Annotated in this window: 23 protein-coding genes; 21 read left to right on the top strand and 2 right to left on the bottom strand. The window is 48.1% G+C overall.

What is annotated here, in order from left to right; translation table 11 throughout:
• Positions 1–180 precede the first annotated feature (180 nt).
• The 20 genes from NLBNIHML_RS11420 to NLBNIHML_RS11325 all read left to right on the top strand — a co-directional run bounded on the left by NLBNIHML_RS11420 (position 181) and on the right by NLBNIHML_RS11325 (position 21,757).
• Entirely contained in the window at positions 181–1,827 is a 1,647-nt protein-coding gene (locus NLBNIHML_RS11420) for an ABC transporter substrate-binding protein (RefSeq protein WP_339257164.1), read from the top strand.
• A 41-nt stretch (positions 1,828–1,868) separates the two neighbouring features.
• Positions 1,869–2,801 carry an ABC transporter permease gene (locus NLBNIHML_RS11415; protein WP_036605816.1) on the top strand — a complete coding sequence of 311 codons (933 nt, stop codon included), beginning with the start codon at positions 1,869–1,871 and terminating at the stop codon, positions 2,799–2,801.
• Positions 2,802–2,861: 60 nt separating this feature from the next.
• Positions 2,862–3,779, top strand: a complete 918-nt coding sequence (locus NLBNIHML_RS11410; RefSeq protein ID WP_494354406.1) for an ABC transporter permease — start codon at positions 2,862–2,864, stop codon at positions 3,777–3,779.
• 123 nt (positions 3,780–3,902) lie between these two features.
• The gene (gene ssuE, locus NLBNIHML_RS11405) at positions 3,903–4,451 is read left to right on the top strand and encodes an NADPH-dependent FMN reductase (protein WP_494354405.1); all 549 of its coding nucleotides are present in this window, start codon (positions 3,903–3,905) and stop codon (positions 4,449–4,451) included.
• Between the two features lie 69 nt (positions 4,452–4,520).
• Complete coding sequence (locus tag NLBNIHML_RS11400) at positions 4,521–5,393, top strand: LysR family transcriptional regulator (RefSeq protein WP_278298421.1); 873 nt, start codon at positions 4,521–4,523, stop codon at positions 5,391–5,393.
• Between the two features lie 239 nt (positions 5,394–5,632).
• Positions 5,633–6,694, top strand: coding sequence for an LLM class flavin-dependent oxidoreductase (locus NLBNIHML_RS11395; RefSeq protein ID WP_494354404.1), 1,062 nt, complete (start codon positions 5,633–5,635; stop codon positions 6,692–6,694).
• Positions 6,695–6,744: 50 nt separating this feature from the next.
• Positions 6,745–7,971 (top strand): amidohydrolase, encoded by a 1,227-nt coding sequence (locus NLBNIHML_RS11390; protein WP_494354403.1) that lies wholly within the window; start codon positions 6,745–6,747, stop codon positions 7,969–7,971.
• A gap of 329 nt (positions 7,972–8,300) precedes the next feature.
• Entirely contained in the window at positions 8,301–9,161 is an 861-nt protein-coding gene (locus NLBNIHML_RS11385) for a histidine racemase CntK family protein (RefSeq protein ID WP_494354402.1), read from the top strand.
• A 43-nt stretch (positions 9,162–9,204) separates the two neighbouring features.
• A complete protein-coding gene (locus tag NLBNIHML_RS11380) occupies positions 9,205–10,161 on the top strand; it encodes an SAM-dependent methyltransferase (RefSeq protein WP_494354401.1) in 957 nt (318 codons plus the stop codon).
• 77 nt (positions 10,162–10,238) lie between these two features.
• Complete coding sequence (locus NLBNIHML_RS11375) at positions 10,239–11,540, top strand: opine metallophore biosynthesis dehydrogenase (RefSeq protein WP_494354400.1); 1,302 nt, start codon at positions 10,239–10,241, stop codon at positions 11,538–11,540.
• A 214-nt stretch (positions 11,541–11,754) separates the two neighbouring features.
• Positions 11,755–13,392, top strand: a complete 1,638-nt coding sequence (cntA, locus tag NLBNIHML_RS11370; protein ID WP_494354399.1) for a staphylopine-dependent metal ABC transporter substrate-binding lipoprotein — start codon at positions 11,755–11,757, stop codon at positions 13,390–13,392.
• Positions 13,393–13,583: 191 nt separating this feature from the next.
• Positions 13,584–14,516 (top strand): nickel/cobalt ABC transporter permease, encoded by a 933-nt coding sequence (opp1B, locus tag NLBNIHML_RS11365; RefSeq protein ID WP_494354398.1) that lies wholly within the window; start codon positions 13,584–13,586, stop codon positions 14,514–14,516.
• Entirely contained in the window at positions 14,516–15,412 is an 897-nt protein-coding gene (gene cntC, locus NLBNIHML_RS11360) for a staphylopine uptake ABC transporter permease subunit CntC (protein WP_494354397.1), read from the top strand. The genes opp1B and cntC overlap by 1 nt, the downstream gene beginning before the upstream one ends.
• Entirely contained in the window at positions 15,393–16,202 is an 810-nt protein-coding gene (cntD, locus tag NLBNIHML_RS11355; RefSeq protein ID WP_494354396.1) for a staphylopine uptake ABC transporter ATP-binding protein CntD, read from the top strand. The genes cntC and cntD overlap by 20 nt, the downstream gene beginning before the upstream one ends.
• Complete coding sequence (locus tag NLBNIHML_RS11350; protein WP_339257142.1) at positions 16,203–16,955, top strand: ABC transporter ATP-binding protein; 753 nt, start codon at positions 16,203–16,205, stop codon at positions 16,953–16,955. It abuts the gene before it with no gap.
• 14 nt (positions 16,956–16,969) lie between these two features.
• Positions 16,970–18,163: a staphylopine family metallophore export MFS transporter CntE gene (gene cntE / locus NLBNIHML_RS11345; RefSeq protein ID WP_339237332.1), complete on the top strand. Its 1,194-nt coding sequence runs from the start codon at positions 16,970–16,972 to the stop codon at positions 18,161–18,163.
• Positions 18,160–19,425 carry a staphylopine family metallophore export MFS transporter CntE gene (gene cntE, locus NLBNIHML_RS11340; RefSeq protein ID WP_494354395.1) on the top strand — a complete coding sequence of 422 codons (1,266 nt, stop codon included), beginning with the start codon at positions 18,160–18,162 and terminating at the stop codon, positions 19,423–19,425. The genes cntE (NLBNIHML_RS11345) and cntE (NLBNIHML_RS11340) overlap by 4 nt, the downstream gene beginning before the upstream one ends.
• 336 nt (positions 19,426–19,761) lie before the next feature.
• Positions 19,762–20,958: a GTP-binding protein gene (locus NLBNIHML_RS11335; RefSeq protein ID WP_494354394.1), complete on the top strand. Its 1,197-nt coding sequence runs from the start codon at positions 19,762–19,764 to the stop codon at positions 20,956–20,958.
• A gap of 81 nt (positions 20,959–21,039) precedes the next feature.
• On the top strand, positions 21,040–21,309 hold the full coding sequence (gene rpsN, locus NLBNIHML_RS11330; RefSeq protein WP_036605831.1) for a 30S ribosomal protein S14: 270 nt from the start codon (positions 21,040–21,042) through the stop codon (positions 21,307–21,309).
• A 112-nt stretch (positions 21,310–21,421) separates the two neighbouring features.
• Positions 21,422–21,757 carry a DUF3024 domain-containing protein gene (locus NLBNIHML_RS11325; protein ID WP_339237327.1) on the top strand — a complete coding sequence of 112 codons (336 nt, stop codon included), beginning with the start codon at positions 21,422–21,424 and terminating at the stop codon, positions 21,755–21,757.
• 116 nt (positions 21,758–21,873) lie between these two features.
• Here NLBNIHML_RS11325 and NLBNIHML_RS11320 read toward each other — a convergent pair whose 3' ends face one another.
• Complete coding sequence (locus NLBNIHML_RS11320; RefSeq protein ID WP_339257134.1) at positions 21,874–22,731, bottom strand: helix-turn-helix transcriptional regulator; 858 nt, start codon at positions 22,729–22,731, stop codon at positions 21,874–21,876.
• Between the two features lie 175 nt (positions 22,732–22,906).
• Between NLBNIHML_RS11320 and NLBNIHML_RS11315 the strand changes: the two genes are divergently transcribed.
• Entirely contained in the window at positions 22,907–24,979 is a 2,073-nt protein-coding gene (locus tag NLBNIHML_RS11315; protein WP_494354393.1) for a beta-galactosidase, read from the top strand.
• 131 nt (positions 24,980–25,110) lie between these two features.
• Here the strand turns inward: NLBNIHML_RS11315 and NLBNIHML_RS11310 are convergent, their stop codons facing one another.
• Positions 25,111–26,115 carry a helix-turn-helix transcriptional regulator gene (locus tag NLBNIHML_RS11310; RefSeq protein ID WP_494354392.1) on the bottom strand — a complete coding sequence of 335 codons (1,005 nt, stop codon included), beginning with the start codon at positions 26,113–26,115 and terminating at the stop codon, positions 25,111–25,113.
• Positions 26,116–26,145 lie beyond the last annotated feature (30 nt).

Genomic DNA, 26,145 nt, shown 5'->3' with positions numbered 1-26,145 from the left:
ATTAGCGCAGAACGCATTACGAAGACAGTACCATTTCCGATCCTGAGAACGTGTTGCTTCTTCAGCAAACATTTAATACAATTAACACTATTTTAAAACCGACTTAACTCATAGGATATATCAAGTATTAGGTTTACGCATCATTATAATGACACCTGTATACACAGAGGGGGAAGCGATATGAACAGGTCTATCTCATGGATGAAATATATGGCATTGGCAGCAGTATTGGTGATGGTATTATCGGGTTGCGGAGCAGCGGCGGGGGGCAGTGCGAACGGTGCTGCTCAGGCTTCGGGCGGAGAACAGGGCGAGCAAGCCGAAGGAGGCAACCTGACTTTTGCACTCGCGACTTCACCGGATACGTTGGACCCTCATCGCAGTGGGCTTGCCGTAACGGTACGCGCCATCCGGACGATCTACGACAATCTGGTTGTGCAGCTGCCTGATGGCTCCATCAAACCTTGGCTTGCCACAGAATGGAGCGTATCCGAGGACGGCAAGAGTTATACGTTCAAGCTGCGTGAAGGTGTGAAGTTCCACGATGGTACACCGTTTAATGCGGAAGCCGTGAAATACAATCTGGACCGAGTGATTGATCCGGCCACCAAAGCTGCCAATTCTCTAGCCCTGATTAGACCGTACAGCTCCTCCGAAGTCATTGATGAATATACCATCAAGGTAAATCTGGATTCACCATCGCAAGCTTTTCTCGGCAATCTGAGTCAGGCGCTACTGGGGATCGTATCCCCTACAGCTGCCCAAAAATATGGTGATCAGCTGGGTAAAAATCCGGTGGGCACAGGTCCGTATACCTTTGTGAAGTGGGATGAAAATGCGGATATCGTCGTCGCCAAAAACAAGGATTACAACTGGGGACCTGAGACGGTTGAAAATAAAGCCGCACCTCATGTGGATACGATCACATTCAAGATCGTACCGGAAGAAGCGACACGCATCGGAAGTGTTCAGAGTGGTCAGGTACTCGCTGCCGAGACCGTTCCGCCGCAAAATATCGCTGCATTAAAGAACGATCCGAACCAACAATTGTTGCAGGCCAATACAGTTGGATTGCCATATACACTCTTTTTCAATCTGCGCAAAGCGCCTTGGGATGATGTGAAAGTAAGGCAGGCAGTGCAATCCGCTGTAGATGTGGAATCGATTGTCAAAACATTGTATCTGGGCAACTATGAACGAGCGTGGTCTGCACTGTCTCCTGGAATTCTGGGTTATGATGCATCGCTGGAAGGAAGCATTAACCCTGACATCAACAAAGCCAATCAGCTGCTCGATGAACAAGGCTGGGTGAAAGGTGCTGACGGCATTCGTGCCAAAGACGGCCAGAAGCTGATCCTGCGTTATGTTGATGGAACACCCAATCGGGAGAAACGCAATGACATTGCTGCGATTATCCAGCAACAGCTGAAACAGGTAGGCATCGCCGTTGAAGTGGAGATTACGAAAGACGTAGCAACGGTCATCTATCAGAACTGGGATTATGATCTCTATGGCAATAGCCAGGTCAACTCCGACCCAAATGCCTTGTACGCCTTCTATCATACGAGTGCAGAGGGGCAGCGTCCAACCTTATCCGGTTTGTCTGATCCAAAGATCGATGAACTGCTGGAGCAGGGAGCTGTTGAGAGTGACGCGGATAAACGTGTCGAGATCTACAATCAGATTCAACAATACCTGATTGAGCAAGCGGTCATTCTACCGATCTATGTATTCCCGTATACTATTGCAGCATCCAAAAAGGTCGAAGGCATCAAGTTCGATTCACTCGGTTATCCGCTCTTTAACGACGTCCGCATTCAGCCTTAATAGGAACGACCAATCCCGATTCAGGAAGGAGATATCCCGGTATGGTTCAAACGATACTGTCGAGACTTGCAACATCGCTTCTGGTTATATTCGGAGCTTCGGTGCTGGTGTACTGCATCATGTATCTTCTGCCGGGTGATCCGGTGCTGCTCATGCTGGACCCGTCCTCCGCTACCCCGGAGATGATCGAGAATCTGCGGGTGCAACTTGGATTGGATCAGCCGTTTTACATCCAGTTTGCGAACTATTTCGGTGATATGCTGCGTGGGGATTTTGGCAAATCCATGATCAATTCTGATCCGGTTTTGCCAAAAATACTGGAACATTTTCCAGCCACCCTGGCTTTGACCGCACTCAGCTCAATCATTGCCATCACAATCGGAATTACACTTGGTGTATTGTCTGCCATTCATCGCAATGGCGTAATTGATTTTGTCGCCCGGCTCGTTGGGCTGTTCGGCATCTCCATGCCAACCTTCTGGACGGGGATATTGCTCATTCTGTTATTCTCGGTACAGCTTGGCTGGTTCCCGGCCATGGGTTCCGACGGTTTCAGTTCACTGGTTCTTCCCGCGGCTACACTGGGTCTCGTAGGTGCAGGATTCATTGTACGGATGGTACGGAATAGCATGTTGGAAGTCATCAATGAACCGTTTATCGTGGCATTACGGGCCAAAGGACTTTCGGAACGTGCCATCATGTATGGTCATGCACTTCGTAATGCGCTAATCCCTGCTGTAACAGTAATCGGCATGCTGATCGGTGATCTGCTTGCGGGAACCGTTGTGGTGGAGACCGTCTTCTCCAGACAAGGAATCGGCCGGATCATTGCGGATGCGCTAATGGCCAAGGATCTGCCCGTGGTACAAGGCGTTGTTTTCTTTACATCCATTATCTATGTGGTCCTGAACCTGCTGGTGGATATTTCGTATTCGTACATTGATCCCCGGGTTCGGCGTGCAGTCCGAACATGATATTGGATGGAATAGTCAGCAGTGTCCTGACTAGGAGTATGGAAGGAGGCGTTGTTGCTCATGAGCATGAAACCTTTGGTTAGTGACAAAAAAGCATGGGCAGGCAGTGCAGGACGTATCCGTCTATGGAATCGCCGCCCTTGGCGTTATCGCGTCTCATTCGCGGTATCCCGATTATTCTTTTATGCAGCATTGCTGGTGGTGGTCTTTACCGTGGCATGTGCGATTGTGCCGGGCTGGATTGCGCCCTATGATCCAACGCAGATGATGACGGATGCCATTCTGCAGGCTCCCTCTGCTGCGCACCTGTTCGGGACGGACTATTTTGGCAGGGATATCTTCAGTGTGGTTGTGCATGGAAGCAGGGATTCGTTGCTCATTGGATTCGCTTCGGTTCTTGTGGGTGGTATTGTCGGTAGTGCGCTTGGTATTATCTCCGGTTATGCCGGAGGCATTGTGGACACGATTACCATGCGAGCTGTTGATATTCTGATGGCTGTACCCGGCGTGCTCCTGGCATTGTCTGTTGCCGCTGCTCTCGGGCCAGGACTGATGAACATTGCACTGGCTGTTGCCGTTTCCTCCATTCCGGGGTACGCACGGGTCATGCGTGGGCAAGTCATATCGGTCAAAGGTCTGCCTTTCATTACAGCGACACGTTCACTGGGTGGTTCCAATACACGTATTTTCTGGAAACATGTACTGCCGCATTCGTTGTCACCGTTGCTGGTCATGGCCACGCTGGGCGTAGGAACATCGATCCTGACGGGCTCCGGACTGAGTTTTCTTGGACTTGGGGTGTTGAAAGAAATTCCGGATTGGGGTGCATTGCTCTCCCAAGGGAGAGGTTATCTGACGGTTGCCTGGTGGATCTGTACGTTCCCGGGGCTTGCGATCACATTGTTTGTACTGGCGGTTAATCTGATTGGAGACGATATTCGCGATCGGTTGGACCCCAAAGTAAAAGGAGCGGCTTGACCGCTATACCAAAATATAAGAATTTATAAGTTTCACTCTATTCATTTTTATATTTCACTGCGAAACGGTAGCTGTGCCACCAAAAGACGGCGACAGCCGTTTACGCTTGAGGAGGAATTTTTGATGTCACATGTTGTCATTATTGCCGGATCACCATCCAAACGTTCGCGTTTGACAGGTCTGACGGATTACAGCAGCCAAAAATTAACGGAGGCAGGCATCACTGTTGAAGTCATTCATGTTGCGGATCTACCCGCTGAGGATCTGGTGCAAGCCCGGTTCGACAGCTCATTCATTCGAGATGCACTGGCTGTCGTTGAAGCCGCGGATGCAGTCATTGTAGCTACACCGGTATACAAGGCATCGTACTCGGGAGTGCTTAAACTGTTCCTGGATCTGATTCCGCAAGAAGGTCTACGGGGCAAGTTGACACTTCCACTCGTTATCGGTGGCTCTATTGCTCATTTGCTCGCCATTGATTATGCATTGAAGCCTGTACTGGCGGCCCTTGGTGGAAGACATATCCTGGGTGGTGTGTATGCTGTGGATCAGGGAATTGAACGACTGAATGATGGACAATTCGTACTCTCGGCAGATATTACTACACGTCTGGATCGCTCGCTGGATGAATTGAAATTGACACTGGAAAAGGATGGGATTACGATATCATAAAACCAAGTAAGTATATTGGATAAATCAATATAAGATCAAACGTCTGCGGACGTGGATACGGAGGCACTCATGAATATCGAGAATATTGAAGCATTTGTATATATCAATCATTATGGAAGCTTCAATAAGGCTGCCGAAGTACTCTTCTTGTCCCAACCTTCGGTCACAGCTCGCATTCAGTCACTGGAAAGGGAGCTGGGCTGCAAGTTGTTTGATCGGCTTGGCAAGCAAATTGTCCTGACAGAAGAAGGTCGGAAATTCCTGCCGTATGCGCAGCAAGTGCTGCAAGTCATTCAGAAGGGCAAGCAGAAGATTCAACAACGCAAGACAACACCGGATGCACTTCGACTGGGGAGTACAGTATCGGTCTCGAATTATGTCATTCCCGATTTTCTACCCAAGATCAAGGAAGCTTACCCCGAAATTAATATCAAACTGACGACGGCAACGACGGATCAGCTGATTGCCAAATTGCTTGGTCAGGAGATCGATCTTGCTTTTGTACGCAAGGTGATGCATCCTGCGATCCGTACGGTTGCTTTTTATGAAGATCCAATTCAGCTCTATGTCTACAAAGGACATCCATTCATAGAGAGCGGGCATGTCAGCATGGAAGCGATCCGGCATGAGCAACTGGTCTTTTTCGAATGTGGTTCATTGGACTGGCTTCGCATTCATCGGGCTTTCGACTCGCTGGAACATCCGCCGAATATTACATACCATGTCGATAATTCGGAGACAGCGAAGAAACTGGTTATGCAGGGGGCAGGCATTGCTTTTCTCCCGGGACTTACGGTGAAGAAGGAAGTGCAGAATCAGGAGCTGTTCCCCATTCAGGTACATGAGGTGGCAGGTGTATCATTGCAGATCAGCGTTGTCACGTTAAAGGAAGAATATTCGCCATTGGCAGAGCCCTTCGGGGAACTGCTGCGACAGTTATAGAGCGTCTATGTTGAATCCGACTTTTACACCAAAACGGAGAGTGCAGAACCAATCTGAAGAAGCGAAGCGTGCGAATTTATCAACGGATTTTTCCCTTGCACCAAGGGAGTACAGAAAATCTGGGGATAAGAGCGATCGGAAGCTGGTACTGCAATCGGAGTGATAACGTGTAACATCTCTAGTTCAACTTAATAGTGATTCAATATCAGCGGTTCAGCACAATCAAGGAGGAGAAGGATATGAGTATTCGTGTGGGCATTTTGGATCAGACTCCCATCTATGAAGGGGAAACGGCGGTGGATGCTTTTCGGCATACGATTGAGCTGGCACAGCGGGCAGAGCAGCTTGGATTCCATCGGTTCTGGGTATCGGAGCACCATGATTCAGGGCATGTTGCAGGTTCCTCCCCGGAGGTACTCATCTCCCACTTGCTTGCGCATACGAAGCGGATTCGGCTGGGGTCTGGCGGAGTGATGCTCCAGCATTACAGTCCATACAAAGTCGCCGAAAATTTCAATATCCTCGCAGCGCTCGGACCAGGAAGAGTTGACCTGGGAATTGGTCGTGCACCAGGTGGATTACCGCGTTCAACACAGGCGTTACAGGAAGGGATTCAGGGTGCGGCATCACTTCAAGAGAAAATTGTTCAGGTGAAACGATACATCCACAATGAGCCGTTTGAAGATCCATCCCATCCACTTGCAGGTCTCAGCGCTTCGCCTGTGTCCGACATTCCAGCGGAACTGTACGTACTTGGAGCCAGTGTTGATAGTGCGGGCATGGCTGCGGAACTGGGACTCCCATATGTCTTTTCACTGTTCATTAACAGTAATATTGAGGTAGCGCTTGAGGCCATCCGTGTATATCGCGAGCAATTCGATCGTTCTCAGGGAAGGGTGCCTTACGCTGCACTGGCTTTATCCCTGATTGTGGCGGAGAGTGAGGAAGAAGCGGAAGGACTTGCGAGCGAGCATATGCTGGTGAAGATCCATCTGGAGAGTGGAAAGGTGCTGACGGTTGGTTCTGTGGAACAGGCGGAAGAATTCGGACGTCAATCAAACGAGAGCTATCGGATCGAGATTCTGGAGCCAAGTGTGACCCGGGGTACGAAGGAAATCGTAGGTCAGGCACTGTTGAAGTTTCAGCAGGATTTTGCGGTGGAAGAGTTCATTGTGACTACAGCTACAAGGGACTTTGCCAAGCGAATTCGTTCATTTGAATTGTTGCGTGAAATTCTGGCAGAGCAGGGACTAAGCGAATTTGCACTGGAATCCAAGGCGAAGGAAGCCGCAATCGGATAGAAGTAGGCAGTTAATATAGCAGAGAATATATACGAATGGGAGGCCGTGTGATGAAAAGTGATCTGGAACAGCCCGAGCAACAGACTGAAGGGCAAGTACAGGGCCCTGAGCATAAGCTTCACGGTGAACGGGAGGAAGCATTCGCGGAACGTTTAATCACCATTCGGCGACACCTGCATCGCAACCCGGAATTGTCTGGCGAGGAAAAGGAGACGACGGCAGCCATTCGCAGTTGGCTGGAAGAGGAAGGCGTCCGTATTGCAGACGAATATGTGCTGCGGACAGGGCTTGTCGCTGAAGTAGGCCAAGGAGACGGACCTGTTGTTGCCCTAAGAGCGGACATCGATGCGCTGCCCATTCAGGAAGAGACAAAGCTGGAATTTGCCTCCCAGGTCGATGGAAAGATGCACGCTTGTGGACATGACGCACACACGGCGATTCTGATCGGTGCTGCACGATTGTTGAAGCAGCGCGAGTCCAGTTTGCCGGGAAAAGTACGGTTGATATTCCAGCCATCGGAGGAAAAAGCTACAGGTGCAAGGCAAGTGATCCAGAGCGGTGCATTGTCCGAGGTTAGGGCCGTATTTGGTTTGCATAACAAACCTGATCTTCAGGTGGGTACGGTAGGCATTCGGGAAGGCGCATTGATGGCGGCCGCAGACGGTTTTGTTGTCAAAGTGGAAGGTGTAGGCACCCATGCAGCCGTGCCTGAAGCAGGCATTGATCCGATCGTGGTTGCCGCACATATCGTTACGGCTCTACAGGCGATTGTGAGTCGTAATGTAGGAGCACAGGAGAGCGCCGTCATCAGCGTTACCAAGCTCCACAGCGGTACAGCCTGGAACGTCATTCCAGATGAAGCGATACTCGATGGCACAGTGCGCACCTTTGATGAGAAAGTGCGTGCACGGATTCGCGAGCGTTTCAATCAGGTGGTGGCCGGTGTGGCGGCAGCTTATGGCACACGGGCTACGGTTCGCTGGATTCAGGGACCACCTGCCGTGGTCAACGATGAAGCTCTCGCGTTTGCAGCGGAACAAATTGCAAGTGAGATTGGATTAAATCGCGTTAGACCGCTGCCTTCTCCAGCAGGGGAGGACTTCTCTTTCTATCAAAAAGAAGTTCCGGGCCTGTTCCTCTTCTTGGGCACCTCTGGCCCGCATGAGTGGCATCACCCTGGCTTTGATGTGGATGAACGGGCATTGCCGCTGGGAGCACATCTTCTGGCTGCATTAGCTGAGCAAGCACTGCACAATGTGCAAGCACATCAAGAGTGATAGGGACAATGAATCTCTGGATCCTATCCAGATCAAAACGGTTCCGTTCTGCGGCAACCGTTTTTGTATTTCTTTTTATAGCAAGAGCGAGGTGGAACATCAATGTGTTTAATCTTATCAGACGGTGTATTTATGCAGGGGTGGCGCAGAAGCGTCAGCTCTGTTTGGTTTTTTTGCAGGAGGGGAAATGAAGGAACGAATGAGTTGCAGTCTTTTTAAAATGGAAATATTTGTTGACGCTTCCCAAAAGGATGTGCTATATTTTTCTCGACCTTTTAATCGTAATTATTACTATTAAATAAAAAAGAAGAACAGGAGTAGTCGCTGCGATGAAACAGGAGATCGATTTTATCAAGTTCAGTCCCACTCAAAACATGACGATTCTGGTTAAAACGGATCATGCAGCCGAGCAATACAGTCATATTGCTACCCGCCTAATGTCGTATGATAACGTTTACGCCGAGCAAGTGGGATTCATTGAACCAACGAGGAGACCGGAAGCTGTGGCCCGTCTGGAAATGTCCGGCGGCGAGTTCTGTGGCAATGCTTGCATGGCACTTGCAGCACACCACGCATCTGAAGCAGGGCTGGCACAAGAGAAATCTATGGGCATCGTGCTGGAAGTTTCCGGAATCGATCAATTGATCATGTGCCATGTGAAGAAGCAGCAGAATGAATATGACTGCCAGGTAACCATGCCGGTTCCAAAGCAGATTGAACAGCGAACCATCCGGTACGAAGGCATCGAGCTGGATATGGTAATCATCCGGTACGCCGAGTTCATCCATATCGTGATTGAAGTGGATGACTTCGACGATCCGATGAAGAAGAGGGCACAGACCCTTGCAAGGTTACTGGGAGTAACCCTGGGAGATAAGCTGATCGGTATCTTGTTATATCGATCGTACTCGGAAGAAATGGCTCCTCTCATCTATGTTCCAGAGCTTGATAGTCTGATCTGGGAGAGAGGGTGTGGTTCGGGTACAGCCTCCGTGGGAGCCTATCTCGCATGGAGCCAGCAGAGGCAGATTACGCAGTACATCAAGCAGCCTGGTGGTGCGATCAAAGTGATGGCCCAGTGGAATGGCGCGGAACTTGAGAGTATTACGATTGAGGGATCGGTTGGCATTGTCGCACAAGGCAAAGCCTTCATAGATGCTCCAGCAGAATGGAGCGTTGTAAACGCATGAGGTACATGATAGATGATCGAGACAACATATAGGGGGAAAAGAAATGATCACATTGGTCCATTTTCAGACATGTTTGAGTGAGTTTGCAGAGAAATTCGATAAGCTCGCGAGCAAGTACGATCATACGATTCAGCATAGTGCAGAGCTGGAGGCTGTGATCAATGACTACTCCCTCTTTGTGACCGATTCGGAGCATAAGGCAGCTTGGGAACAGTTGGGGCATTCGGAGTTGGAAGAACTGGATTCGCTTATATGGCAGTTAAGAAATAAATCCGCCCAGTGTGTGGCGATCATGGAGAAATATCGTGCATTGAAGTTAGGGCGTGTCTCGAAACTCGCTGAAGTGCATCTTTTACCGCCTTTTCGCCCCCTGCTGCGTCACTTTCCCTTGACGTGCCCCGGCACGCCTGCGGAAAACTTCCTTGCTTGGAACGAAAATTCGGCAAAATCTGCTTCCTTCGGAGCTTCCAGACACGCCCTAGAGAAGGGGGATGTACAGATTGCCGATTATTTCAGAAACATCGAAGAGTGTATCGATAAAGAATTCGGCAGCTTCCAGGTTACCTCCGATTCCAAAGTATTGCTGGTAGGCTCCGGTTCCTTCCCCATGACACCATTACTCATCGCCAAGCGAACAGGTGCACAGGTTGTCGGGATCGATATTGATGAAGAATCCATTACACTCGGGCAGAAGGTGGTGAAGACGCTGGGCGCAGGTTTGAAGATTCATCTGGAGTCAACCTTGCTGGAAAATCTGGAGTATACCAAGGAAGCAACACATATCATTTTCAGCTCTACCGTGGCCCCTAAATATGATCTGCTTGATCAACTGCATGCTCTGACAAATGCACAGGTGGTTGTAGCCATGAGATATGGTGACCAGTTAAAGTCCTTATTTAATTATCCGATGAGAGCGACGGACAGTACCAAGTGGAAGCTGGTAGACCAGATCCTGCGCCCGGATGATGTGTTCGATATTGCGTTGTACCAGAAAGCATAGGATGCAAGTGCGTCTCAAGTACGTCTCAAGTACGTCCAAATGTATTCCAGGTTGAACTTTGAATATAGGAGGTTATTATGAGCAATCTTCAGCGAATTCTGATACTTGGAACCGGCCCTGCATCCATTCAGCTTGCGGTAACATTCAAAAATTATCTCAACTGCTGCATTGGTATTGCTGGGAGACCATCGGTTCGTTCAGCGTCCGTATTCGCGGCCCTTGAACAGAGCAATGGGCGTGTTGAGGTCAGCATTCAAAATGAGAAACATCAACCGCTTGCAGGTGAATGTTTCGTTGATCATGTGTTCAAGGGATATGACACCATTCAGGGTGAGTGGGACACACTCATTTTGGCTGTAACTACGGATGCTTATATTGATGTATTGGAACAAATGAGTGAACAATTCATCAAACAACTGAAATGTATCGTTTTGGTCTCTCCGACGTTTGGGTCGAATCGATTGGTGACCCATTATATGAGAGAGCGTAATAGAGCGCCTGAAGTAATCAGTTTTTCGACCTACCTCGGAGATACCCGTTGGATGCATGAACATCCGTCTAATCATGTCATGACAACGGGGGTCAAGAAAAAGGTCTATATCGGTTCCAATCAATACCCGTCTGAACAGGTTAACAAGCTATGCCAAGCTTATAAGCGTTTGGGTGTTTCGTTGGAAGTCATGCCCTCCCCACTGGAGGCCGAAACGAGAAATATATCGTTGTATGTACATCCGCCCTTGTTCATGAACGACTTCTCATTAAAGGCTATCTTTGAAGCATCGGATATTCAGAAATATGTATACAAGATGTATCCCGAAGGTCCTATAACACAAGTGTTGATACAGCAAATGCGGGCACAGTGGCAGGAGATTATGAATATTACGGACCGACTCCATATCCAGGGAGTGAACCTGCTTCAATTCATGACGGATGACAACTATCCGGTTCGATTAGAGAGTATATCACGCCAGGATATCGAGAATTTCAATCAGCTGCAAGTCATTCATCAAGAGTATTTATTATATATACGGTACACCTCGCTGTTGATTGATCCATTCTCGGAACCCGATTCGGCAGGGAAATATTTCGACTTTTCAGCAGTGCCATTTCGTCAAACGTTCATGAACCGCGAAGGGGAACTGGACATCCCCCGTATGCCCAAGGAAGATTACTACCGCATCAAAATCATTCAGGGCATTGCCAGACACCTGGATGTGAGCTGTCCAACCATGGATCATTTTATCGCCACATACGAGGCGAAGATTCAGGAAGTTGCTGATGCACATCCAGATCAACTTTTATCCGATGCCTTTGTGATCCAATCCTTTGAAGAGGATATCCGCATGATCTGCACCGGACTTGTAAGTAGTAGAGTCTAATTATATTAATTTAAGTAAGTTGGATTTAGTTTTACACAGTAACGGAGTGGGCAGAAAAAACCTGAAGAAGCGGAGCGTTCGCATTTATCCCCGGATTTTCTCTTTGGAAAAGAGATCAAAAAATCTGGGGATAACGGCGATCGGAAGGTTGTTCTGACCACGTAGTGGTCTTGTGTAATGTTTGAATTTTATTTGCTCATCGGGAGGAAATGTTGTGAAAAAGGGTCTTACTTTTACATCTATATTATTGCTGGTATCTGCCATTACGGTGCTGGCAGGATGCGCTCAGAGCACAAAAGAGAAAGAGAGCGCCCAAACGGAGCCTGCCCATAGCCAGGTACAAACGGAACTTATCTATGCTTCTGCCAAAGATATTAATGATATGAATCCCCATCTATACACAGGTTCCATGCCTGCCCAAGGGATGGTATATGAGTCACTGGTGGAAAACACGCCTGACGGAATCAAGCCATTGCTGGCAGAATCATGGGATATCTCCGAGGATGGCAAGATCTATACCTTTCATCTGCGACAAGATGTGAAATTCCATGATGGAGAGCCGTTCAACGCAGAGGCGGTTAAACAAAATATCGATGCAGTACAAGCGAATGCCGAAAAACACGCTTGGATCAAGCTGTCTACCAAAGTCACGAATGTGAAGGTTATCGATGAGCATACGGTGGAGCTGACGCTGTCGGAAGCCTATTATCCGGCACTGGTGGAATTGTCCATGACAAGACCTTACGTCTTCATATCTCCCAAGGATTTCAAGGATGGCGCAACCAAAGACGGAGTAAGTGGTTTCCATGGTACAGGACCTTACAAGCTTACTGCTCATAAAGTCGAAGAGAACGCCACGTTTGAAGCCAATGAAGACTATTGGGGTGGTGCACCTGCAATCAAGAAGATCACATCCAAGGTTCTTCCGGCAGGAGAAACAACATTTCTGGCATTGCAAAAAGGAGAGATTAACTTTGTGTTCACCGATGACCGGGGAGCAGATAGTATCGATGTCGAGGCCATGGACCAATTAGCTGAATCCGGTGATTATCAAGTGGTCCGAAGTGAAGCGATGAACACCAATATGATCGTAGCCAACAGCAGTCGCCAGAATAGTCCGGTTCAGGAAACGGCAGTGCGGGAAGCGCTATGGGTTGCCATTGATCGGGAAACGATCAGTAAAGATATTTTCAACGGAACGCAGACTGTAGCGGATACGCTATTTTCGGCCAATGTCAATTACGCCAAGGTAGACCTTAAGAAACGGGAGTATGATCCGGAATTGGCTAAAAAGCTTCTGGACCAAGCTGGCTGGACATTGGCAGATGGTAAAGAGGTGAGAACGAAGAACGGTCAGCTTTTAGCCATGAAATTATATTATGACAGCAATTCGTCTTCACAGAAAATACAGGCCGAATTGATCCAGTATTCCATGAAAGAATTGGGGATTCAGCTTGAAATCTTGGGCGAAGAGTCCACTTCCATTGCGAATCGGAGAGCAACCGGGGAATATGATCTGCTCTTTAATCAAACCTGGGGACTGGCCTATGATCCTCAGAGTACCATCGCTGCGTTTACGTCAGATTCGGCATACAAACATACGACAAGCGGAATTGCTGAAGCAGATGAATTGTACCGGAAAATCGATGCGGTCATGATCTCCACGGATGAGGCTTCCCGCCAATCCCTGTATGCCGATATTATGAAGATCGTCCATGATGAAGCGGTGTTCATTCCGATTACCAACGGGCGTGTCACTGTTGTCGCTCCCGAGAATCTTGATGGAATCTCATTCAAGCAGACTCAATATGAACTACCATTCGAACAAATGAATTTTAAATATATAAATTGAACTAAACATTTACACAAAACGGAGAGGACAGAAAGAACCTCAAGAAGCGGAGCGTTCGCCTTTATCCCCGGATTTTCCCTATATAAAAGGAATCAAAAAAATCTGGGGATAACAGCGATCGGAAGGTTGTTCTGTCATCGGAGTGTAGTGTAAATATGGTTTAGTTCAATTTAAATAGAGCGGAGATGGATATGGGAAGTTATATCGTCAAAAGGATTCTGTTAACCATCCCTTTACTGATTATCATTTCATTTATAACGTTTGTTCTGATTAATCTATCTCCCTTGGACCCGGCGGTTGTTGTCTTACAGGCACAGGAAGTTCCGCAGATTACAGAGGAATTAATTGCCCAGACCAACCAGGCATTGGGGTTCGATCAGCCGTTCATGATCCAGTATGTGAACTGGATCATGGCTGTTGTACAGTTGGACTTTGGCAACTCATATGTATCAGGTGAACCCGTGTGGTCATTGATGGGGCCTGCTTTTATGAACACATTGAAGTTAACACTTGTCTCATCGGTATTCATTATTGCGCTGTCCATTCTGCTGGGTGTGATCTGTGCGATGAGAGAAGGCAAGCTGCTGGATCGATCGGTCAGAGGTGTATCATTTTTCCTTACCGCCATGCCATCCTACTGGCTTGCAGCCATGATGATCTGGTATTTTTCCGTCAAGCTGGACCTGTTACCTACCAGTGGCATGGACTCGTATCGAAGCTACATTCTACCGGTGATTGTAATCACGGTGAGTTATACGGGCATTTACTTCCGAACGGTTCGAAGTTCCATGTTGAGTAATATGAATGAGGACTATGTGTTATATGCACGGGCAAGTGGTCTGAGCGAGAAGAAAGTCACCCTGCATATTCTGAGAAATTCATTACAGGTGGCCGTGTCCATCTTTTGTATGGCGATCCCGATCGTGCTGGGCAGTACGGTAGTCATCGAAAATGTGTTTGCCTGGCCGGGACTCGGCAGGCTCAGCGTGAAATCCATTTTAAGCAGGGATTTTCCGATTATTCAGGCGTATGTTCTGATGTTGGCTGTCACCTTTGTCTTGTTTAACACGTTATCCGACATCTTGAATGCGGCGATGAATCCCCGATTGAGAAAGGAATTCTGATGCGTATACTGATAAATCTGAGTAAAGACAGGCTGGCCATGACCTCTTTGGTGGTGATTATTGCAACGCTTATGGTGGGAATTCTCGCCCCTCTTATTGCGCCGCATGACCCTGGGGAAGTGAACATGAAGCTTCGTTATGCCTCCTCGTCCTGGGAGTATCTACTAGGCAATGATCATCTGGGCAGATGTGTATTATCCCGGCTTATCTATGGCATCCGTCCAAGTGTGTTATGGGTTCTGGTTGCACTTAGTCTGTCTGTTCTGATCGGGGCCATTGTTGGATTCGTCGCGGGTTACTTCAAGGGAAAAGTGGATGCATGGATCATGAGAGTCTGTGATATTATGCTGTCTTTTCCCGGATACGTGATGACACTGGCGGTGGTTGGCATTTTGGGTGCAGGACTGGAGAACATTTTGATTGCTTTTGTGTGCATGAAATGGGCCTGGTTTGCCCGCGTTATTCGCACATCTGTGATGCAATTCTCCGATATGGATTATGTGAAATTCGCCAAAGCCTCCGGCACACCTAATCTGAGAATTATAACCAAACATATTGTTCCGGTTACCTTTGCCGATATTGCCGTCATTGCGAGTGGCTCCATGTGTTCAATGATGTTGCAGATCTCCGGCCTTTCCTTTCTGGGGCTTGGCATTCAAGCTCCGCATGCGGAGTGGGGGATGATGCTCAATGAGGCGAGGGAAGTCATGTTCTCCAGACCTGAATTGATGTTGGCACCGGGACTGGCCATTGTAGTGGTGGTGTCTGCTTTTAATTTTCTATCGGATGCCCTTCAAGTGGCTCTGGACCCCAAATTGATGACCTCTCAAGGTAAGTCTGACAAGTCTTACGAAAGTGAGGTGAGAAAGGCCGATTATGAATATAGTCGAGGTTGAGCATCTGAAAGTATGGGACATCAACACAGACAAAGTGATCATTCATAACAGTTCATTCGAAGTTAAACAGGGAAGCTGTATGGCCATCGTGGGGGAAAGTGGTAGCGGCAAGTCCGTCACGTGCAGGGCCATCATGCGACTGAACAAGCCGTGGATTCGCCAATCGGGCACGATCTTATTTCAGGGCGAAGACCTGAACCAGCTTTCGGAACCGGAGATGCGGCGTAAGCGGGGCAAGCATCTGTGTATGATTTTGCAGAATGGCATGAGTGCTTTTGATCCCTCCTGTGTCATTGGTGTGCATATCAGGGAGACACTTCAGCAGCATTTTGGCTGGAACACCCGCGAGATTGAGCGGAAAATCATCCATGCCATGGAAAGCGTCATGCTCAGACATCCGCGCGAGATTCTGAATCAATATCCACATCAGCTGTCCGGTGGGATGCTGCAGCGAATCATGATTGCACTGGCATTGGTGCTTGAGCCCGATCTGATTATTGCGGATGAACCGACAACGGCGCTGGATACGATCTCCCAATATGAAGTGGTGGAACAATTGATTCAATTACGCGAACGCGTGGGCTGTTCCATGATGTTCATCTCCCATGATCTCGGAGTCGTGCAGAAGATTGCAGATGACGTGATGGTCATGAAAGACGGCAAGATCGTCGAGCGTGGCAGCATACATTCTGTTTTGACACAGCCTAAGCATGCCTATACGCAGTATCTGGTCTCTACCCGGCTTGAGCTGAGCAATCATTTTAAGGCGTTGATGCAGGGGGACTCATAGATGCTAAAGGTGGAAGGTATCGAAAAATCATATAACCAGGGCGGACTGTTCTCCAAGCACCAACAACAAGTGTTGAAACAGGTTACCTTTGAATGCCAGCATGGCGAATGTCTGGGCATCATCGGTGAAAGCGGAAGCGGCAAATCCACATTGGGCCGTCTGATTCTCGGCATTGAACGGCCGGATCGTGGAATGATCTCGCTGGATGGTAAAGACGTACAGGATCGACGTGCACGGATGGGTAACATCAGCGCCGTTTTTCAAAATTATACGTCTTCCATCAATCCATTTCTTACCGTGGAAGCCGCCATTATGGAACCCATGCAAGCGCAGCAAAAGTTGCGGAAGGATCAGGGCAACTCGGCGAAGGTCGATCTGCTGCTGAACCAAGTTGGATTGGACTCCGCCTATAGATCCAAATATCCGCACGAACTGTCCGGGGGGGAGGCACAGAGAGTGTGTATAGCCAGGGCCATCTCCACCGCCCCCAAATGCATTGTGTTCGATGAAGCGATCAGCTCACTGGACGTGTCTGTTCAGATTCAGGTGCTGCAATTGTTGAAAGAGCTTAAGGAAATCTACAAGCTAAGCTATGTCTTTATCACGCATGATATACAGGCGGCAGCCTATATCTGTGACAGGGTGATCATTTTCAGAGAGGGACAGGTTGCAGAGATCGTTCCAATCAAGCAACTCAAAGACGTACAGTCCGACTATGCGAAGAGATTATTGGATCATTTAATACCATTTTAGGGGGAATACCCATTGTGAGTGGAGCGATGTCTTGGCCTTTTTTGCGCTTGTACATATTGGTTCTTCTTTATTTCAGTGCCAATGCCATTCTTAACGTGATCATCCCATTGCAAGGGGAGTTCTTGGGCGCGAGCGGTACAATGATCGGACTGATCATGGGCGCTTATATGTTCACAACCATGTTTTTCAGACCATGGGCAGGTCGGATGATTCAAAAGTACGGACCGATCAAAATATTGCGTCTGATTCTGATTATCAATGGATTTGCGCTGATTTTATATCCCTTTACGGGACTCGGCGGTTATTTGGTTGCTCGTATTTTGCAAGGAGTTTCCACAGCGTTCTTCTCCATGGCTTTGCAGATTGGCATTATTGATGCCCTTCCGGAGAAAGATCGCTCTCAGGGGATTTCATATTATTCACTCTTCAGTTATATTCCGGGAATCGTGGGGCCTGTTATCGCGTTAGGAATCTGGCAGGCGGGAGGCATGGATTATTTTACAGTGGTTCTGATCGGCATTGCCGTCTGTACTGGCGTCTTCGGGTACACCGCCAAAATGGAACCAAACAAGGAGCAACCTGCTGAGAATCTTTCGGAGCAGAACGTCAGTATGTGGGAATCCTTTGGTCAGTTGGTGAAGAATCCGTTTCTGTTTCGATGCAGTGTGTTAATGCTCGCCGCTTCCGTTGTATTTGGTGCGATTACCACCTTTATTCCGCTGTATGCGAGTCAAGTACCAAATGGGAATGCGGGTGTGTATCTGATGCTTCAGGCTGGGACGGTGGTGCTGGCTCGAATCATGCTTAGGAAAAGGATTCCGTCTGATGGCAGTTGGCATTCTCCTTTCATGATGGGCACCATGTGTTTGCTCGTCGTAGCTGCGCAATGTGTCAGTTATGCCGTGACAGGAGGCGTAGTCTTTTTCTATGTGGGGGCTGTATTCATGGGAATTGCTCAGGCGATCCTGTATCCAACACTTACGACCTATTTGTCTTTTGTGTTGCCTAAGCTGAATCGGAACGTCCTGATCGGGTTATTTATCGCGATGGCGGATCTGGGTATTTCTCTGGGTGGTGTGATTATGGGACCCGTTGCTGACTTCTCTTCCTATTCATTTATGTACAGGATGTGTGCTATCCTAGGAGCGGTAATGATCGTTTTTGCCTATGAACGGCGTAGACCCGTGACAGGTACATCTGTGAGTTGACTGCCAGAAGAGAAAGTGGTGACGAACGTTTGAAGTCTTCGATGACGGCAACATCCAATGGAAAATTAAATCCGGTATCCTTTTCGTTTATCCGGTTTTATATGCTGGCCTTTTTGTTTTTTGCGGCGAATTCGGCTTTGACGATTATTCTGCCTTTGCGAAGTGAAGCCGCCGGATTGAATCAGGCTGAGATCGGTCTGATGATGGGGGCATATATGTTCACCTGTATGCTCTTGAGACCTTTCGCAGCACAGCTGCTGGGTAAGCATGGCCCACTTCGTGTGATGCAATGGTTATTGCTTTTGCATGCCGGAACGCTGCTGTTATTTGTTGTTTTTGGTGTGGAGACGTATCTGTGGCTGCGGGCCTTGCAAGGGGTGGCTACGGCCTTTTTCTCCATGACGATGCAGGCAGGCATTGTGGAAAAGCTGGAGGACAAAGACCGGGCACAAGGGCTGTCCATGTACACCCTGTTTACGATGGTTCCTTCTCTGGTCATTCCGATCCTTGCCATACAAATCTGGGAAAATGCCAGTGATCTGGCGTTTACGCTGCTAATGATCGGACTGGCTGCTCTGCCACTTCTGATTGGATATAATGTGGATCTGCCACGGAGTACCGTGCAGAACAAATCGTATACCTTGGGTGACATGTTTCGTTCATTCGGCGGCATTTGGCGCAGTACACCACTGCTGATCAGCAGTGTAGTGATGTTATTTACGTCCTGCGTTTTTGGGGCAACAGCGACCTTCCTTCCCTTGTATATGGTATCCAGTGGAATGGCAAGTGCAGGCGTGTTTCTGACGATTCAGGGATTGGTTGTCATTCTGTGCAGGTTTGTTTTGCGTAAAAAAATTCCGTCTGACGGCAGCTGGAATACCTGGCTTATGGCAGGGCTGATGCTGTGTGCAGCAATGGGAACCCAGCTGCTCAGTCTCATGGAGATTATCGGGCCACTGGTGTATCTTTCTGCGGTGTTTAGCGGTTTTGCTCTGGCATTGTTGTACCCGACATTAACCACATACTTGTCTTTTGTGCTGCCTGCGGATTCCAGATATGTACTCATGGGCATCTTCATGTCCTCGTATGACCTCGGATTCTCTCTGGGTGGACTGGCAATGGGGCTTATTGTGCAGGTGAGTTCATATTCGACCATGTTCATGATCTGTACATTGCTGTCTATTGCAGCGATGGTTCTGGTACTGGTGTTCAGGCAACGGATGGAAGCGGGCAATAAGGCTAGATCTGTGGCAGCAAGCTGAATAGTAAAGTAAAGGCTCATGAACTGAATTTTCCGGCACGTATCATTAGGATACAAGCGGCAGGAGACAGATCATGGGTCTTTTTTATATCTTAAAATTTATAAGTTTTCAAAGGATCTGAACAGTTCAATTATCTTAAGAAAAACTTTAACTGAACACGGTCTACCTTCTCTGAAAGTACGTCGATAGATGTTTTTCTTATCCATTTTTCTGGAGTATTTCGTAAAAATAGTTTGACAACGACTGTGCAACAGGATTATAGTCAATGTTGTTAATCGTAATAATTACTATTAAAGTCTGGGTTACGCAGACTGCACATATAAGGAGTAGATTTCTATGACACAAAAGCAAATTCCGGTAACCGTACTAAGTGGTTACCTCGGTTCAGGGAAAACAACCGTTTTAAATTACGTGTTGAACAACAGACAAGGGCTTAAGGTTGCCGTAATCGTCAACGACATGAGTGAGGTGAATATCGATGCTGCGCTGGTTAAGGGGGAGGCAAGCTTGTCTCGAACCGAAGAGAAGCTGGTGGAGTTATCGAACGGTTGTATCTGCTGCACCTTGCGGGATGATCTGATGCAGGAGATTGAGAAGATGGTGAATGAAGGCAAGTATGATTATATTTTGATCGAATCCACTGGTATCAGTGAACCTGTACCTGTCGCACAGACCTTTACATATGCGGATGAGGAGTCGGGCATTGACCTGACTAGCCTGGCCAGACTGGATTGTCTGGTAACTGTGGTGGATGCCAATCGATTCTGGCATGATTTTGGATCAGGACAGAGTCTTCTGGATCGTAATCAAGCGACCGGAGATGAGGACACCCGTGACGTCGTAGACTTGTTGATTGATCAGATCGAAACCTGTGATGTACTGCTGCTGAACAAATGTGATCTGGTCGATGACACCGAGCTGAATAAACTGGAAGGCATCATCCGCAAGTTACAGCCTAATGCCAAAATCATTCGCACTGAGAATGGACAGGTGAATCCGTCTGAGATTCTGAATACAGGCCGTTTTGATTTTGAAAAGGTGAGCATGTCCGCCGGATGGATTCAGGAGCTGGAGAAGGAGTCGCATACACCGGAAACGGAGGAATATGGCATTGCTTCCTTCGTTTATCGCCGCAGAAAGCCATTCCACCCTTCCCGTCTGGCTGAATTCATGAGTTACTGGCCGGAAGAAGTGGTACGTGCCAAAGGCTTGGTATGGCTCGCCGCCCAAGGAGATGTTGCTGCAAGCCTGAGCCAGGCAGGGCCATCCATTCAGTTCGGTCCTGCGGGACATTGGGTCGCGGCGTTGCCGGAAGCAGATAAAGAAGAAATTTTGCGTAACGAGCCGGATGTTCTGGAGAAATGGGATGCCCAGTGGGGAGATCGCCAGACGGAGCTTGTCATGATTGGAATCGACATGGAACGTGCCAGTATTGAAGATGAGCTGGACCAGTGCCTGCTTAGTGATGAAGAAATGCTGGCCGACTGGGGCCATTTTGATAATCCCCTACCATGGCCTGTGGAAGCTGTATAAGTCGGAAGATGATGTTCTGTATTTGGAGTAGAGCAGTATCACCACGTAAACTAAATTCAAGGGATAAAGGAGCTGGATTTCATGGCTAAAAAATCAAAAGTGGTACGTGAGAAGCAACGCCAAGCGATCGTGGCGAAATATGCGGATCTGCGCCGGGAATTGAAGGAAAAAGGGGATTACGAAGCCTTGCAGAAATTGCCGCGTAATGCATCTCCGACCAGACTGAAGAACCGTTGCGAAGTGACGGGCCGCCCGCGGGGTTACCTACGCAAGTTCAAGGTGTCTCGAATCAAGTTCAGAGAACTGGCCCATCAAGGACAGATTCCAGGTGTAACTAAATCCAGCTGGTAATATGATCAAGGGATGTGGCTGACCATCTTTGCATGAAGGCAGATTGTTGTGTGTTTGGCTACATGCGGTGTGTAGAGCAGGGTGTTATTTTGCTGAAAGGGTGTGCATCTTCATGTTGGACTTGTTTACGTTACGAAGAATTCAGTCCGTAATGAACGGATATATTCATGAGAAGGTACCTGCGCCACTGCGTACGATGGTGAAGTTGACATATGAGATGAATGACAATGAACTGATCCTGACCGAAGAAAGACCCGCCGAGGAACGGTATCAATGGGATAAGATGCACATTGCCCGATTCTACTGGGAAGAAAATCAGTGGAAAGTGTATGCCAGAGATGAACAAAGCAGCTGGAACCCGGTAGATATTATTACACCTTGTTCTGATTTTGAGGATATGCTTGAACAGGTGGAACGGGATGAGGCCGGACTGTTCTGGCGTGAGTAAGGGCGACGATGACGAGGATACGAATGAGCACTTATGAAAAATGAGCGAAGAAGACTCTGTATGTTGTATGCAGTGTCTTCTTTTGCGTCAGCTTGATTAAGAAATATGTGCCGTGCCTACAACGAATGATTGTGCATCATGCGAAATTGCATGGGTGTTACGTTTTCCTGGGTTCTGAAACATCGGATGAAATAGCTCGACTGTGAAAATCCTGTTTCCAGCGTAATTTGTTTAATGGAAAGGTTGGTTGTCGCAAGCAGCTGCTTTGCATGGAGTAATCTGGATTCCATGAGGAATTCCGGGAAGGAGATGCCAAACGTCTGACTGAACTTACGGCTAAAGTAGGTTGTGCTGTATCCGGCAATTCCCGCTACATGTTCAAGCGTGATGTGCTCGTTACTATGGGAACGAATATAATTCCCAGCTTCACGAATTCGCTCTGAAGTGTGATTAAGCGAAACATTGATTCGGCTCGCCGCGGATTGCAATCGGGTCAGAAGCTCATACAGCGTAGCTGCCATGCTGTGTTCGTCTTCCACTTGATAACCTCTTCCGAGCCCCATTAATCGATCCATGAGCGCGGTAACCACCGGGAAGTTGGAACATTGAAACAGCCATGGTTCGTCAACGCCTTTTCCATTTAACAATTCTTCGAGACGAACGCCGTAGAAGTGAATCCAACGAATACTCCAAGGATCATCCGAATCGGAGTAGTAGGTTTGTCTGAGACCGGGGCCATAGAGGAATCCCTGCCCTTGCATTAACTCATATCGTGTGGTTCCGGTGTCAAGGAATCCTTTGCCGCTGAGTACAAGGTGCAGGTTGTAACATTGATCCAAGTTAATTTCAGTAGTGCCATATTCTCGATGCACACGATGCTTCGGAAAGTCACTGTACCCTCCAATAAAATCGGGAAAGCATACATGTCTGGGGAAAATCGGCTTGGGGAGAAAGATGTGTTCTTTCACGTGCATCCTCCATTTGAACGCAATATTTTTATGTAATCAAAGCAAATAGATTCAGCCAACTGTGATCTGAATCTATAGTCATGACAATATTTTATTATAAGTCGCATAATCTTGTCATTTATTATAAGTGAAGGTTCCAATAGAATGGAGGCAATATGGCAGGTTAAGGGGGCAAATGAAGATGGCAAAGTCTATACATATGGATGAATTGAAAATGGGGGTCTGTTATTACCCTGAGCATTGGTCGGAAGCGTTGTGGGAGGACGATTTCCGCAGAATGCGAGAGATGAATATTACTGTTATTCGGATGGCTGAATTCGCATGGTCCATCTTTGAACCGGAAGAAGACCAGTTCGATTTTAGTTTTTTCCAGAAGGCAATGGATCTGGCACATCAATATGGTTTGAGCGTTATTTTGGGAACACCAACTGCAACTCCACCAGCGTGGTTAACCTCAAAATACCCTGAAGTATTAAATGCGAATAAAGACGGCGTATTGTATCAACACGGCATGCGACGCCATACCAACTACAGCAGCCCCATCTACAGACAGCAATGTGAAAAAATCGTGCGTAATATGGTGATTGCCTATAAAGATCATCCGGCTCTCATTGGCTGGCAGATCGATAACGAATTCAATTGCCATATGGATGTGTTTTACGCTGAGGCAGATCATGTCGCTTTCCGTGAATGGCTTAAGGATCGTTATGAATCATTAGAGAATCTGAACCAGGCTTGGGGAACCGTTTTCTGGAGTCAGACCTATACCGACTGGGAGCAAGTCCACCTTACCCGAAATATGGTCAGTCCATCGCCAAATCCTCATTTGGCATTGGATGAAAAGAGATTCATCTCAGCCAATACTATTTCATTTGCCAAGGTTCAGGTGGACATTATTCGGGAACTGGACCCGAAACATTGGATCACCACAAACGGTACGTTTGGGCACTTGGATAATCATGAAATGACAGAGGACTTATTGGATTTCTTCTCCTATGATTCGTATCCACAGTTTGCCACGATCTTCCCGGGGACAGACGACAATTCGTTACAGGACCGGGCCTGGAGCATGAAACTGTCCAATGTACGCAATATGTCACCGAACTTTTGCGTCATGGAACAGCAGTCTGGGCCAGGAGGCTGGGTAGATAGTATAGGCATGGGCACACCAAGACCGGGGCAGATCAGATTATGGTCATATCAATCTGTTCTCCACGGAACAGATCTGCTTGTCTACTTCCGCTGGCGGACGGCAACATTCGGTACCGAGATGTACTGGCATGGCATCAATGATTACCATAATCAACCCAACAGAAGGGTACGCGAGGTTGCGCAAGTAGGCGAAGAGTTTGCCAAGATCGGGCGCGTTATTGTGGGCACTACTTATCAAGCCAATGTTGCGATCCTGCAGGATTACGATAACATCTGGGACGGAGAATTGGATGAGTGGCACGGTCCACTTCAGCAACAGAGTGTACGCTCCTGGTATAAGCAGCTCCAGTATCGTCATATTCCGACGGATCTGGTGACCCTGCAATCCACGACAACACTGGAGACGTTATCCGAATATAAGGTGATCATCTATGCTCACCCGGCCATCATGACAGACGATACAGCAGAACTGCTGCAAGCCTATGTCAGTCAAGGGGGCACCCTGTTTTTCGGTGCACGCACCGGTTATAAGGACCTCAAGGGACATTGTTATATGAGACCATTCCCGGGGGCTGTCGCTGAGTTGTGTGGTGTAACCGTAGAGGACTTCACCTTAATCAAGGGAACCGTTTCCGCAGCCACGTTGCAATGGAATGGAGCGAGTAAGCGGCTTGAGGAGGGAACGCCAACGGCCGGATTTAACGAAGTTCTTCATGTGGAGCATCCCGACGTACAGGTCGTGGCCGAGTATGCATCCGAATATTATGCAGGTAGTCCTGCATTGACCAAACGTACGGTGGGTCAGGGGCAGGTATGGTATTATGGTGCGGCTTACAATGAACCGGTCGTCGATGCTCTTCTGGATGAAATCGGGCTAGTCTCGCCTGTGGATGATCTGGTAGAGGTGCCGTCCGAAGTTGAGCTTGGGATCCGTTCCGGTAAGGATAAAGCTTATGTATTTTTACTCAACTACTCGGATCACCAAGTGGCCATCCAGCTTAAAAAGCAAGCCAAAGAGTTGCTGTCGGGTACAACACTTCAGGATGAGATCAGCATGCCCGCGTATGGTGTGTTCATTTTTGAGATCGATCTGCCATATTAATCCATCCATATCATGACTTATATATATACAAAGAAATACCAAAAACGCCTTGCATCCATTGCAAGGCGTTTGATATATGCATGATGTGATGTGTAACTCACGTTGAGCATGAACTGTTAAGGACGGTATAACTATGCTTCATACAAAATTTCACCTGTTCGCGATACATCATAGCCCTCGAATGATTGCAGTTCCTGCCTGAACTCCGGGGATTGGAGAATTCGCAGCACCGATTCTGTCCAGGCTTCATTACCCTGCTTCCTCAGCATGACCAGATCATAGCGTTCCTGAACGAGCGGGATAAAATCAACTTGGCCCACAAGTCGTGCAGCTTTCTCAATGCCAACTCCGACATCGGCTTCGCCAGAACTCACTTTGGCAGCCACGCCCATGTGACTGGTTTCTTCCATTTCATATCCGATCAGGCCTGCGGCAGAAATACCATGCAACCGAAGTTGCTCATCCAGCAATACCCGCGCACCAGAACCCTTCTCCCGATTAGCTAGTCTTAGTTCAGGCTTGCTCAGATCGGTCCAATGCTGCAAGTTCTGCGGGTTGCCACGCTGTACATATAGCCCGGCGGGACGTGACAGCAGGTTTACCACAACATAGGATCGTCCTGTCAGAATTTTGCGAATATACGGCAGATTATACTCACCGGTATCTCCGTCGAGCAGATGGGTGCTGACCAGATCGGATTCACCACGATACATTGAGATAAGTCCGTCCAGACTGCCCATGAACGAGCGCAGCGGACGAATGTCCCGGGTTTGTTTTTCCATATGGCGCATTAGGATATCCAGACTGACATCCTGACCTGTTATGACCAGATGCCGTGGTGCAGAAGTCATTGTATGGGTAGAACTCGCTTGTAAGGAGTTTTCCTGAGCATCACCATGACCTGGCTGAGTCCCTGATACCGAGGTCTGAACCGGGGTGGGGATACGCTGACCTGAGGACTGAAGTTGCTTGGATCGACGTTTATATGCCTCCAGATCCGTTGCATCAATCCGCATTTGTTTACCCACACGGTAGGCGACAAGGTCTCCCTTTTTGATCAGGTCATAGACTGTCAGTTTCGATATTTTGAGCAGCTTGGATATTTCTTCGGTTGTGTAGGATTGCTCCTCCGTCATAAGTGAAGATCCTCCTTTCAAAGATATAGA

The organism is Paenibacillus sp. JNU01 (assembly GCF_059130585.1).
This window is presented reverse-complemented; position numbering and strand designations above follow the sequence as displayed.